The organism is Egibacter rhizosphaerae (assembly GCF_004322855.1).
Lineage (GTDB): Bacteria > Actinomycetota > Nitriliruptoria > Euzebyales > Egibacteraceae > Egibacter > Egibacter rhizosphaerae.
Map to the genome: position 1 here is coordinate 3,214,308 of NZ_CP036402.1, position 12,585 is coordinate 3,226,892.

9 protein-coding genes and 1 pseudogene are annotated in these 12,585 nt (G+C 73.4%); 3 read left to right on the forward strand and 7 right to left on the reverse strand.

Going from position 1 to position 12,585, the window contains the following annotated elements:
- Nucleotides 1-6: 6 nt before the first annotated feature.
- A complete protein-coding gene (locus ER308_RS14905) occupies nt 7-864 on the reverse strand; it encodes a sensor histidine kinase (RefSeq protein ID WP_131155716.1) in 858 nt (285 codons plus the stop codon).
- A 390-nt stretch (nt 865-1,254) separates the two neighbouring features.
- On the opposite strand from ER308_RS14905, the gene ER308_RS14910 reads away from it, so the two are divergent.
- Complete coding sequence (locus ER308_RS14910) at nt 1,255-3,294, forward strand: ABC transporter substrate-binding protein (RefSeq protein ID WP_131155717.1); 2,040 nt, start codon at nt 1,255-1,257, stop codon at nt 3,292-3,294.
- 61 nt (nt 3,295-3,355) lie between these two features.
- Here the strand turns inward: ER308_RS14910 and ER308_RS14915 are convergent, their stop codons facing one another.
- The 5 genes and pseudogenes from ER308_RS14915 to ER308_RS23260 all read right to left on the reverse strand — a co-directional run.
- Nucleotides 3,356-5,365, reverse strand: coding sequence for a hypothetical protein (locus ER308_RS14915; RefSeq protein ID WP_131155718.1), 2,010 nt, complete (start codon nt 5,363-5,365; stop codon nt 3,356-3,358).
- 72 nt (nt 5,366-5,437) lie between these two features.
- Entirely contained in the window at nt 5,438-6,118 is a 681-nt protein-coding gene (locus tag ER308_RS14920) for a LuxR C-terminal-related transcriptional regulator (RefSeq protein WP_131155719.1), read from the reverse strand.
- A 189-nt stretch (nt 6,119-6,307) separates the two neighbouring features.
- Complete coding sequence (locus ER308_RS14925; protein WP_131155720.1) at nt 6,308-6,622, reverse strand: hypothetical protein; 315 nt, start codon at nt 6,620-6,622, stop codon at nt 6,308-6,310.
- Between the two features lie 191 nt (nt 6,623-6,813).
- The gene (locus ER308_RS22545; protein ID WP_240731821.1) at nt 6,814-6,966 is read right to left on the reverse strand and encodes a hypothetical protein; all 153 of its coding nucleotides are present in this window, start codon (nt 6,964-6,966) and stop codon (nt 6,814-6,816) included.
- Nucleotides 6,967-7,151: 185 nt separating this feature from the next.
- A pseudogene (locus ER308_RS23260) lies at nt 7,152-7,478 on the reverse strand (extracellular solute-binding protein); the annotation flags it as partial.
- 395 nt (nt 7,479-7,873) lie between these two features.
- On the opposite strand from ER308_RS23260, the gene ER308_RS23265 reads away from it, so the two are divergent.
- Together ER308_RS23265 and ER308_RS14935 are read left to right on the forward strand one after the other, a co-directional pair.
- A complete protein-coding gene (locus tag ER308_RS23265) occupies nt 7,874-8,875 on the forward strand; it encodes a hypothetical protein (protein WP_205745641.1) in 1,002 nt (333 codons plus the stop codon).
- Nucleotides 8,876-9,532: 657 nt separating this feature from the next.
- The gene (locus ER308_RS14935) at nt 9,533-11,041 is read left to right on the forward strand and encodes a hypothetical protein (RefSeq protein ID WP_131155721.1); all 1,509 of its coding nucleotides are present in this window, start codon (nt 9,533-9,535) and stop codon (nt 11,039-11,041) included.
- A 152-nt stretch (nt 11,042-11,193) separates the two neighbouring features.
- Here ER308_RS14935 and ER308_RS21725 read toward each other — a convergent pair whose 3' ends face one another.
- On the reverse strand, nt 11,194-12,447 hold the full coding sequence (locus ER308_RS21725; RefSeq protein WP_165491683.1) for a hypothetical protein: 1,254 nt from the start codon (nt 12,445-12,447) through the stop codon (nt 11,194-11,196).
- Nucleotides 12,448-12,585: the final 138 nt, after the last annotated feature.

Consider the following 12,585-nt stretch of genomic DNA (forward strand, 5'->3'; position numbering starts at 1 on the left):
GCGAGGTCACTGCTCAGCCGTCGGCATCCAGATCAGGACCCGCACGCCGTCGTCGAGCGGTTCCACCTGCGCGTGGCCGCCCACGGATGCGACGCGTTCGACGATCGAAACGCGCACCCCGAAGCCGTCGAGCAAGTCCCGCGAAGGACCGCCGCCGCGGTCGACGACGCTGACCCGCAGTCCACCGTCAGCGGTGGGCGCGCCCCGGACGCGGGTCGCGGTCCCGCTGGGTGTGTGCCGGGCGACGTTGCGCAGTGCCTCGCGCACCGCGCCAGCAGTCGCGTCGAGCTGTGGCTGGCCGATCGGTGGGTGGGACTGGACCTCGACGGTCACGACCGGCGCGCCGTGGGCACCCTCGTCGATCACCTCGCGCGCGACACGCCGGAGGACGAGGTCGAGGTCGCCGGGCAACTCGATCAGGTCCCGGGGTGACTCGCACAGTTGCCGGGCGCCCACGATCGCGAGCTGGATCTGCGCTTGCGCACGGTCGGGGTCGTGAGCCAGCGCGTCGCGCGCCGCGACGAGGTGGTGCAGCACCTCGTCGTGCAGCGTGCGTCGCCAGTCGTCGTGGAGCGCCGAGGCCGAGCTCGGCCCCTCCGGCTCACGCGGCGAGCGGGAGGCTGCTCCGGCTCCGGGGTTGGCCGCTGCGGCTCCGGTGTTGGCCGGCCTGGCGGCGATGTTCGCCGCCTCACCTACGGCGGTCGACTCGTCGGCTCCAGTGCTCGACTCCTCGTCCCGCGCCGCTTCCCCCGCTTCTCGGTCGTCCCGCTCGACGAGCTCGTGGATCACGCGGAGGTCCCAAGGCCAACCGTCGTGGGCGTGCTCGTCGCTGCTCGGGTGCGCGTCGACGTTGGTGGAACGCATGCTGCCTCCCGCGTGATGATCCCGCCGAGGATCCCTCCGGAGCCCGCCCTGGAGGACTCCGTGGCGCATCACGGTAAGTGAACAGCGGGTGGGCTGCGTACTCTGTGTCGGATTCACCCAATCGGCCCCTACTGATTTGCGGGGCCGAAGTGGGTTCTCTCGCGGCCGGCGATCAGAGGATGAGGACGCGCGGCGGATCGGGCCAGTTGCGGTCCCGTATCCGTGCCGTTCGGGTTGCGCCGTCCAGCCCTTGGCGACAGATCCTCTACTCTGCGGAACCGGTAGGAGCGCGGCTGGATCTCGGGGCGGGTGAGTCAACGCGTGTGGCGCGGGCGACATGGTGGACGGGCGGCCCTGCGATTCCGTGTGCCGCAGGAACGGAGGGGCGGGATGACCGGTCTGGCACGGTGTCACCGGCGCTGGCTGCTCGTCGGTGTCGCGATCGTCGTGCTCGCGGCGGCGTGCGAACGCGACGGTGCCGAGGACGACGCGACCGACCGCGACGAGGACCACGAGGTCGGTGCCGGCGAGGGGTCGGAGGCCGACGAGGAGGCGCGAGCCGACGACGAGGCGCGGGCTGACGAGGGCGACGGGGACGCGGGCCCTCCCGGTGGGGGGCTCCCCGATGCCGGGGCCGACGGCGGCTTCACCTACAACGTGGGCGTCTTCAAGGGGCCGGCGACCGCCAACTTCTGGGCCTACTTCAACGCGCCGGACACCTGGACCGGCTACGTGCTCGAGCCCACGTCGTGCGCGCTGTACGACCTGCCGGCGCCGACCTTCGCGCTCGCGCCGGAGCTGGCCGCCGAGGACTGGCCGCAGGCGCGGCACGACGACGACGCGTGGGTGGTCGAGGTCCGCCTGCGGGACGGGCTGCGGTGGAGCGACGGCGAGCCGCTGACCGCCCACGACCTGGCGTTCACGTGGGACACGATCGTCGACCTCGAGCTCGGAGGCGGGTGGTTCGGCGCGTACGAGCCCGAAACCCTCGAGGCGGGGATCACGACGGGCGTCACAGCGGTGGACGACACGACGGTGCGGTTCGAGTTCTCCGGCGAGCCCGGCCTCGCGACCTGGCCCATGGGGCTCGGCAACGCGCCGATCATGCCCGCGCACCACTGGGACGAGATCGTCGACGAGGCTCAGGACGCCGAGGCGCTCCTCGAGGCCTCGGGGGAGGGCGCCCCGACGTGCGGGCCGTTCACGCTCGACGAGGTCGAGCCCGGCGCCTTCGCCGTCGCCGAGGCCAACGAGCACTACGCGCTCACCGGTGCGACCGTCACCCACTACGCGGATGGCAGCGTCGAGATCGACGCCGATGACCTCGAGGGCCGCTTCGGCGCTACGGACAGCCAGGACGACGAGAGCCTCGCGAGCTACACGGTGGGTCCCTTCGCCGGCGAGGCGCACTACGAGGTGTCCAGCGACCCGTCGGTCGCGGTGGGAGCGCTCGTCGATGGCGAGGTCGACGTCGTGCTCCCCGGGCCCGGTCTCGGGGAGGCCGCTGAGGACGCGCTCTTCGAGGCCGACACGGTCGAGACGGTGGCCAACCCGACCTACGGCCTCCACTACCTCGGCTTCAACCTGTCGCACGAGCCGATGGCCGACCGCGCGTTCCGTCAGGCCGTGGCCACGGTCGTGGATCGGGAGTTCATCACCGACACCGTGATGGGCGGGGCGGCCGAGCCCCGCTACACCTTCCTGCCGCCGGCGAACGAGGGCTGGTACGACGAGGCGCGAGCGGCCGAGGTCGCGGACCGGTGGCGCTACGACGACATGGGCGCGCGCGTCGAGGCCGCCCAGGAGGTGCTCGCCGACGCGGGCTACACGTGGGACGGCGCGGAGCCCGAGGCCCCGGAGGAGGAGGCGATCGTGCGCGGCGAGGGCCTGCGGGACCCTCAAGGGGAGCCGGTGCGCGAGGTCGAGCTCGCGCACCCCACCGCCGGGTATGACCCGTTGCGGCACACGGCCGGGTTGCACATCGCCGACTTCGTCGACCAGCTCGGTGTCCCGGTCGACGCGCAGGCGACCGAGTTCGGGCAGCTGCTCGACCGCGTCGACCCCACCGACGGGCCGGAGCACGACCTCGTCATCCTCGGTTTCGGGCTCGGCAGCCCCGCGTTCCCCGTCTTCTACGAGGACTTCTGGACCTCGGCGAGCCCGGTGAACAACGCCGCGTTCGCGCACGAGGCGTACGACGAGGCGGCGGAGGCGTTCGCGCGCGCCGACGAGCTCGCCGACGCGCGCCGGGTCGTCTGGGAGGAGCTGGAGCCGATCCTGCACGACGAGGTGCCGCACCTGCCGCTGTTCGCGAACCCGGCCGTCGAGGGCTACCGGCCCGACCGCGTCGCCTACCCCTACACCGACGTGCTCGGCGGTCTCGGGGCGGTGCACGGCCAGCCCGAGCTCGTGCGGGAGCCCTCCGATTAGGCCGCCGGCTTGGGGCGTCGGGCGTCGGCTTAGGCCGCCGGCTTAGGGCTCGGGCGTCGGCTTAGGCCGCCGGCGTCGGCAGGTCGGCGTCGAGGATGCGGCGCAGCTGCGTGGCGAGCTCGGTGGAGGCAGCGTCGCCGGGCGCCGCGGCGCCCGCGGGGCGCGAGTCGGCCTCCGCGGGAGGCGAGCCGGCCTCCGCGGGGTGCGAGCCGGCCTCCGCGGGGGGCGGGCCGGCTTCCGTGGGGTGCGAGGCGTCGTGCGATCCAGCCAAGTAGGCGATGCCGGTGCCGAGCTGGTGGAGCATGGCGAGGTCGCGCGGGCCGGCCGCGGCGCACGCCCGCGCTTCCGCGAGGTGCTCGGCCGCTCGATCGAGCGGGTCCCCGCGCACGTGCACTCCGGAGAATGGTTGGGTCCTGCGCCAGAGGGCGGCGCAGGCCTCGAGTTCGCCCTTGATGACGCGGGGGAGGATCCGCCAGGCGCCGGTCGCGTCGCCTCCGTGTCGCTCGCGCGGGTCGCCGTGCCCGTCCCAGCCGTCGGGCAACGACTCGAGCAACTGGTCCGCCCGGGCGGCGAACCGCCGGGCCGACGCGAGCACGACGGGAACCTCCTCGCGGGCCACCGCCTCGCGTGAGGGGTGCGCTTCCGCGAGCAGCGTGAGCAGGCGCCGACGCTGGACGTTCGCCGCGACGAGCGCGAGCTGCTGGGCGAACTCCGTGCGCTCGACCGCGCGTTGTCGCTCGCGCGCGGGCTCCCACGGGCACGGCAGCGCCGCGGGGGCGCGCCACGCCCCGAGGAGGCCGTGGCCGTCGGCGAGCAACCGTTCGGCGACGTCGAAGCGCCGGTGCGCGGTCGCGGCGATCGCCCCGTCGATGAGTGAGGGGAACGTCACCAACGACGCGCCGACCGTGGTCCTCAGCCGACGAGCGGCCACCACGGCGCCCCAGTCCCCGCGGCCGACCCCCTCGCGGGCGAACAACGCGACCGCTTTGCTCCTCAGTCGGACGCGGGTCTCGCGCGGTAGGGCGGAGGTCAGCTCGTGCGCTCGGGCGACGTAGGCCTCGTGCGCTCGGGCAAGGTGGGCCTCCCCCTTGCGGGGAGCCTGCGGGCCGGTCGCGAGCGCCCACCACGCGGCCTCGATCTCGCGCTCGAGTCGCTCGACCCCGGCGTGGTCGCTCGTGTCGGTCGGTGCGGGAACGACCGGGTGCCACGGGGCGGTGCGTTGACTTGGCTGGGGCACGGGACCGGAGATCAACACAGACGCGGGAGGTGTCGTCAGGGCATCCGGGGGAGGTGTCGTCAGGGCATCGGCGGTCCGTGCTCGGGACTGCAGCAGCTCCCAGAGCTCCACGGTGGCGGCCGCGCGGATCCGACGTCGATCGACCGTGCTGGGGCGGAACGCGCGGGGCGGAGGCTGCCATCGTCCGGACAGGGCCCGGTCGACGTCGCGGCGCAGGACGCAGAGCGCGTCGCGGAGGCGCGCCTCGCGGTGCCCGCCCACGGCGATGTCGTCCTCGGTCGCGTCGAGCGCGGCGCGGCGGACGAGCAGCTCGCTGCGCCGCGGGTGCGGGCTGCGCGCGATCAACGCGGCGCCGGGGCTCGCCCAGGGTTCTGCCCACCAGCGGTCGTCGCCCGGGTCGGTCGGGCACGTGTCCGGTGTGCGCGGCACGGCGGGCCTCGGGTCCAGCACCTCGGCGACCGCCGCCACCGCGCGCCGGCGGCGCAGATCGAGCGTGCTGGCGGCGGGCCTCGCACTGCCTTCCGCGGCGATCCGCGACGCGACCGAGGAGGCGTCCTCGCCGGCGAGGTCGACGGGGAACGCCGCGAGACCGTAGTAGGCGGCCGCCACGCGCCGATCGAGGCGATTCATGTTCGCCTGGCGCCAGCGCTCCGACAGTTCGTGGACCACGAGCGCGACCGGTCGTTGGCCGCGGGCGTCGCGTGGCTCGCCTGGCTGCGGCTCGAGCCAGCCGGCGACCTCCTCGGGGACCTCCACCCGTGGTTCGAGCGGGCACGTGAGCAGCTCGCGCACGGCCTTGAGCAGCGTGGCCGCGTCACCGTGGTCCACCGGCATCGGAGTGCTCCCGCCGCATCTGTGAGCCGGTGGCGAGGATACCGCGGCGCTGGAGGCTCGTCGCAGGGGCGGCTAGCGACCGACCGCGTCGTCAGGCGGGGCGAGGAGGTGGTGCTGGTACGCGAGCCGCGTCAGGTCGCGCCGTCCGCTGACTCCCAGCCGGTCGCAGATGTTCTGCACGTGCGTCTCGACGGTGTGGGTGGTGAGGTTGAGGACCTCGGCCAACTCCCGGTAGGTGAGGCCCTCGGCGATGAGGGTGAGCACCTCGTGCTGGCGTCGGGTGAGCGGCGCGTACTGCAGGAGCGTGTCGGCCAGTTCGGGCGGGATGGGGCGCCGCCCGGCGGCGACCCCGCGCACGACCTCGACGAGCTCGTGTGCCTTCATGTCCTTGACCACGTAGCTCATCGCGCCGTGCTCGCGCAGCGCGCGGTACACGTCGGCGGGCTCGCCGCCGGCCGAGATCACCACCACCCGGCAGCCGCGCGCCGAGAGGGAGGAGATGACCGGCAGGTGGGGCCGAGCGCCGGTCTCGCGGGAGAGGTAGAGATCGCACAGCACCACGGTCGGATCGCCGAGGCGGGCGCAGGCCCGGTTGAAGGACTCGATGTCGCCGGCATCGACGGTGACGCGCAGCGCCGGCTCGCCGGGCTCCTCGAGCGCGGGACGAACCCCGCGCCGGAAGAACTCGTGGTCGTCGAGCAGCCCCACCGTGACGGGGGTCTGTCGTGGCTCGGCCGTGTCCGCGGTACCCATCGCGTCGTCCTCGCGCCCGCCTAGTCCCGGAGGACAGTGTCGCTGCTGGATGCCGGGCCGGCATCCCGGGTGGGCGGGGATCCCTGACGGCTGCCCGCCACGCCGTGCGGTTTCCCGGGCTCTGCGTCGTGCGGCCGCGGGGTTTCGCGCCGGGCGGACGCGTCAGGTGTGAGTCGACCCGGGCAGGGATCAGCAGTCGGCGCACGCCCCGCGCGGGGCGGGGCCGGCGCAACGGTCACAGCTCGGCACGACGACCGCGTCCAACTCGAGCCAGGGGGCCTCGCGCGCGGTGAGGGTGATCTCCTGACCGGTGTGGCGGCCCTCCAGGCGGAACATCACCTCCTGGTTCATGACGATGCGGGCGTCGTCGCGCAGCCGCCAGTCGCCGGCGTACTCCCCTCCGGCGACCCGGATGCAGAGCCCTTCGGCCCCGTCGCTCCAGATCATGACGCCGGTCGTGTTCCCCGTGCGCTGCGTGGCCTGTCCTTCAATAGAGCCTGGCATGTGCCTCGTCGCTTTCCGTCGCGTGGCTTGGGCCGTCCGCCCGCACCGTGATCGGGTCCAACCGGTCTGTCGGCAGCTGTGGCCACGTCCTGAACCACTCCCACTGCGCGTACCGAACCACTGCGGAGAGTTAGATCGCTGGTCGCGTGCGCCCGGTGTGCTGGAGTCCTCAGGTGGGTTCGTCGCAGCAGTTAGCGATCCTCGATGTCGATCTCTTCGATGAGGGCTTCTTCGGCGGCTTGGTCGACGGCTTGGAGGGCGTCGGTGGGGTCGGCGCCGGCGTCGGTGTAGACCGGGTGCAGGTTGTCCTGCGCCGCCAGCGAGAACGAGTTGTAGCCGGGCACCGGTGGGCGGGGGCGCGGGCGTCCTCTTGGATCTCGTTGAGTAGCCCGTAGAGCTCGTCGTCGGCGCGTTCCTCGTAGATCGAGGCCATGGTGGGTGGTGGCTGCATGTCGGCGAGGATGTTCTGCGCCTCGTCGCTGGTGGCCAGCCAGAGCACGAACTCGATGGCTTGGTCCTGGTTGTCCGACAGCGCTGAGACGGCGTTGTTCAGCCCGCCCAGCGTGCTCATGGTGCCCTCACCGTCGAAGGTCGGCAGGGGCGCGATGTCGAAGTCGTCCTCGACCTCGCTGGGGTCGTCTTCTTCCTGGCCTTCCAGCAGCGGCACCGCGTAGGGCCAGTTGCGCATGAAGATCGCGTCGCCGGCCTGGAACAGGTTGCGGGCGTCGTCCTCGACCGCGGTGTTGAACCCGGGCGCGAGGACCTCTTCGTCGAAGGCGTCCTGCAGCCAGGTGATGGCGGTCTCGGCCGCGTCGCCCTCCAGGAACGCCGAGGCGTCCTGGCCCTCGGTGAACACCTCGCCGCCCGCGCCCCTTCGGGATCGAGTGGCGCCGGCTCGAGGTCCAGGGATTCCTGGTCGGGCTCGAGCGGGTCGGGGCCGGGGAGCTGCGTGGGATCGGTAAGCGGCCGGAGGAGGTCGAGGAGGTCGGGGTACTCGCGACCCGGTTCGAGCGTGGTGCCGCCGAGCTGGCCGACGTCGTTGACGAGCTCGGTGAGGTCGGCGCTGCTCGTGGCTTCGAGCGGTTCGGCGGTGATGCCCCCGGGTTCGACGGTCATGGTCAGGGCCATGTCGTTGAGCACGGAGGAGACCTCGGCGGCGTCCTGCACAAACGGATCGCCGGGGTCGATGGCCGCGAGGCCGTTAGCCCAGGTGTCCACGAGGTCGCCGAGCGGCAGGCTGGCGCCGACGAGGTGGTCGCCGTCGATCCACGCGAGCAGGCGCAGCTCCACGGGTTGCCCGCCCGCCTCGAGCCGGGAGGCGGCGTCGCGGAGCTCGGCCTCGATCTCGGCGGCGGCGGGCATGGCCGGGTCGTCGCCGAACAGCTCCGCGATCGTGGGCGCCCGGTCGGCGAGCGCCTCGAGCGCCTCGGGGACCGGCACCCGAACCTCGAGCGGTCTCGCGTTCTCGGGGACGCCCTCGGGGGCGGGCTCGTCGACCTCTGTGACGCTCACGTGCTCGTCGTAGTAGTCCCGGGAGGCCTCCACGAGGTCGCGCACAAGCGACTCGAGCTCGTCCTCGTCGAGCGGCACACCCTCGCCGGTGGCGAGCTCCTGGAAGGCCTCGCTGACGGCGACCCAGACCCAGGCCACCTCGGTGACCGCGACCGGCTGACCGCCCGCGAGCTCCTCGAGCATCGGGTGCAGGAACCCGAGCCCCGCCGCGGCGTCGGGACCCATCGGCCCGGCCCCGTCGTCGAGCGCGGCGAACGCGTCGAGATCGACCCGGGCGGTGACGGCCTCCGGCAGGCGCTGCAGCCCCTCGAGCTCGGCGACGACCTGCTCGGGCGGGTCGCCGCCACGGTCGCGAGCCGCCTCGAGCGCCTCCTCGGGGGTCACCGTGTCGACGTCGAGCTCGAACGCCGTGAGGCCCCCGACGTCGAAGGCGGTGTAGATCCGTCGGGCGTCGTGGGCGACCGTGACGCGCGCGTCGGTGGCAACGCTCTCGGCGATGCCGAACGCGGCGCGCGCGTCGGCGGCCTCGCCGGGGGGCAGCGCGTCGTAGTCAAGCGATCCCTCGAGCCCGAACGTCATGGTTGCCGGCTCGTCGAGGCTGCTGATCCCCGTCAGCAACGCGTCCTCCGGGGCGGGCTCACGGGCGAAGAACGCGACCGCGGTGCCCCCCACCAGCAGGACAGCGGCTACGGCGATGCCGACCAGCACCAGTCGCCGACCGGGACCCGCCACCGCCGGTGAGGTCGTGCCGCCAGTGGACGCGCCGGCAGGGGGTTTACCGGTCGCGCCCGCACCGTCCGCCTCCGGCCTCGCGAAGCGCGCGCGATGCCCGGGATCCGGGTGCTGCGCAGGCGGGTACCAATTCCCGTCGCTCGCCTGCCACCAACCCTGATACGCCACCTCGGGTCCCTCGGGATGCTGCTCGGGCGGGTACCAGTTCCCGTCGCTGGCCTGCCACCAACCACTCGGGGGTGTGCTCGACATTGCCGACTCCGATGCTCCCGCCTTCGCCTACCCGCCACCTCGCGCGACGCGCCGATCGCTCACCCCGACCCGCGAAGCCCCACCGGGCACGACATGCGGCGCGTGCGACCGGACCAGCCGGCCGCCAATGCTGCCGCCCCGCCGTGGGCGTGCAAAGTCTGTGTCAGATCAGCTTGACCGAGCCAGGGGGTCCGCCGACACTGACCCGAGAGATGCATGGTAGCCCGGGATCGGCGGCGGGTGGAGCCGTGAGGCGGGAGTGACGGGGATCGTCGAGCGCACTTCGCGGCTCGTAGGGTCTCTGGTCGCGGGGCGGCCCGGAGGACGCAAGGACAACGGGAGTGCGGTGGGATGGCGAGTCAGCATGTTGCCAGGCCGAGGCTCACGTACGGTCGGCTGCTCCTCGGAGCGGCCGTGCCCGTACTCGTGGCGGTCGTTCTCGCGGTCGTCGGGACCGCGGCAGTCGCGCCCGCGACACCCTCCGGGGTGGGGGCCTTCCCGCTGTTCTTCGCGGCCCTGGGATTCCTGCTCGGCAACCGCGTCGAGTTGAACTTCTTCGCGGCCGACCTCGGTGGCGACCTGCAGGCCGCGACGCTCGCGCTGCTCCTGGTCGTGGGATCGGGGCTGCTCGTCAGCGTTCTCCCGGGGCTGCGGGGGATGCTGCGCTGGCGGGTCGTGCTCATCGGCGGCGGCATGTCCGTCGTGCTGTGGCTGATCGTCGGGCTGATCGCCGGCGCGGTGAGCCTCGACCCCACCGCCGAGAGGGAACTGGCGCTCGAGGCGACCGCTCGGCCGGGCTACCACATCGTCGGGGCCGCGCTCGTCTGGGTCGTCGCGTGGGCCGTCACGTGGGTCCGGGAGTTCCGCCTCGTGCTGTGGGGTCTGCTGGGTCTCGCCGGGGCGGCGTGGCTGCTCGGGATGCTGTTGGTCTTCGAGGAGCTCGAGGGCGCCGCGGGCAGCGCCGTCACTGCTCTGGGCGGCCTGCTCCTGAGCGTGAACGCGGCCGTGGTCGCGCCGCTGTGGCCGGTCGGTGCGCCCGTCGAGGTGTACGGCGTGCAGGAGGGCTTCTTCTCGGTCGCCGCCGACCATCCGTGGCTGTGGCTGCTGCCGGTGCTGACGCTCGCCCTCGTCGCCGTGTGGGGCTGGGTCGCCGAAGTGGGCACGTCCATTCGGCAGTTTTGGATCTTCACGGGCATCCGCTTCGGCGTCGCATGGATCGGCATGTCGGTGCTGCTCGGTCTGGGTGGTGTCGAGCTCGCCGCCTCCGGTGACCCCGTGAACGCCACCGGCGGGCTGAGCGGAGCGGTCGATCCTCAGGTGTCCGGCCTGCCGTTCTCTGTCTTCCTGCAGGTGGTACTGCTGGTCGCGATCGCCAGTGCCGTCGCCTACGCGAGGGCGGTCAACGACAGCACCAACTCGTGGGCGACGCTGCCGAACCTCGATCTCGGTGAGTCCGACCAGTCCCCGGGGCAGTTCGCGTCGTCGGTGGCGCGCGCCGCCCGCGACTCGGCTCGAACCGCGCTGGACACCGACGTGTCCCAGGGCAGCCACGGCCAGCAGCCGCCGCCCCCGCCGCCGGGTGGCCAGCCGCCGCCACCTCCGCCGCCGGGTGGCCAGCCGCCGCCCCCGCCGCCGGCGGGTCAGCAGCCGCCGCCCCCGCCGCCGGCGGGTCAGCAGCCGCCGCCCCCGCCTCCCAGCCAAGAGGCGCCGCCGCCTCCGCCGAGTCAGCCGCCGGCACCCGGCCACCCACCGGCTAGTGACCCAACCTCGGAGCTGCCCGCCGAGCCCGACGTCGGGCCGGACTCGAGCGGGACGCCCGACGAGGCCGTGAGCACCGGCCCGCCCGAGGGTCGTAGTTGCCCGAACTGCGGCAAGACCTCCAAGGGCAAGTTCTGTGGCGGGTGCGGGACGCAGCTCGCGTAGCCCCCAGCTCGCGTAGCCCGCGGCTCGCGTAGCGCGCAGCTCGCGTAGCCCGCAGCCCACGCGAACTGGGTGGGGCGGCCCGCCCACCGGGAAGCACCGGGAAGCGCAGCTCAGTCCGTGCAGCTCAGCCCGTGCAGCTCAGCCCGTGCAGCTCAGCCCGGGCACGGAGTGTGGACGGCCCCGTTGTCGGCGTCGTCGGGAATCCCGTCGATGCGCCACGACCCGTCCTCGGCCACGAGCAGGTGCTCGATCTCCCACACCGAGCACGTCTCGCCCGGCTCGGGGGCGTGCTCCTCGCCGGGGTGCTGCAGGCTCACGAACTCGATCCGCGCGACCAGGTCCGGGCTGCGGTCGGTCAACGCCACCAACTGCGGGTCGGTGGGGTAGTGGGTGGTCTGCACTCCCTGGGCGAATCCGTCGAACGTGTTGGCGTCACGCCAGGACGAGCTGTACCGCGCGTAGGCGAGGTCGAGCTCCCGGCGGTTGATCCCCCCGAAGTAGTCCCGGTACATGGCGGCGACGGCCTCGGTCTCGTCGTGCGCGAGGGCCTCATCGACGACCACGTCGAGGTCACGCTCGGGACGCTCGGGGTCGTCGCACGTCTCGAACTCGATCGGCTCGACGCCGTCGTCGGAGGCGGTCAGGGCCTGGTCGATCATGCCGGTGTCGGCGACGGCCGTGGGGTCGCCCGTGCTCGTCGCGATCCCCCGCAGCTGCCCGTCCCGATCGACGATCGGGGCGCCGCGATCCCGCGCCTCGGTGCTCAGCGGCAGGGTGTTCAGGTCCCCGCCGTCGGCCTCGAGTGGGTCGGGTGCCACGCGTCCGTCACCGAGCCGCAGGAGCGCCAGGTGCGGGTCGTCGGGATCGGGATCGTCGGCGAGGGACAGGGCATCCTCGGCCGAGCCGGGACGGTCGAGGACGGCGACCCCGCTCGCGTCGTCGACGTGGCGAGCCCGGGTCTGGGCCACGGTGTCGTCGCCGAGTTCGAGCACCAGCACCATCGCGCGCTCGGTGATCCGGGTCTCCGTGAGCACCCCGTCGTCCGTCACGACGGCGGTCCCGAGCGTGTGGCCCGAACCGCACGACAGCGCGGCCACCGACACGATGGAGCCGGCGGCGTCGTCCGCGACGGCCTCGAAGTCGGGCGGGACGTCGAGGTCCTCCGCCTCCCCCTCGTCGTCGTCGTCGTCCTCCCCCTCCTGCTCGGGCTCGTCGTCGCCGACCGCTCCGTCGTCGGGCTCGGCTGGCGCGGGGTCGGGGTCGTCGTCCGCGTCGTCGGTGTCCGATGCGTCGGTGGTGGCTGGCTCCGGCTCCTCGGGCTCACCGCCGCCGAACAGGGACCACGCGGCGACGCCGCCGCCGGTCAGCGCGAGCAGCAGGACGACCACCGGCACGATCCAGGGCACACGCCGCGAGCCCCGACGCGATGGACCGGTCTCCCATTCGAACTCCTGTGCAGGGCCGTCGATTGGGGGAGGTGGCGGCGGAGGCGGTCCTGCGCCGGTCGGGGGCGGCGGAGGCCGTGTACCCCCCGTGTTCGGGGG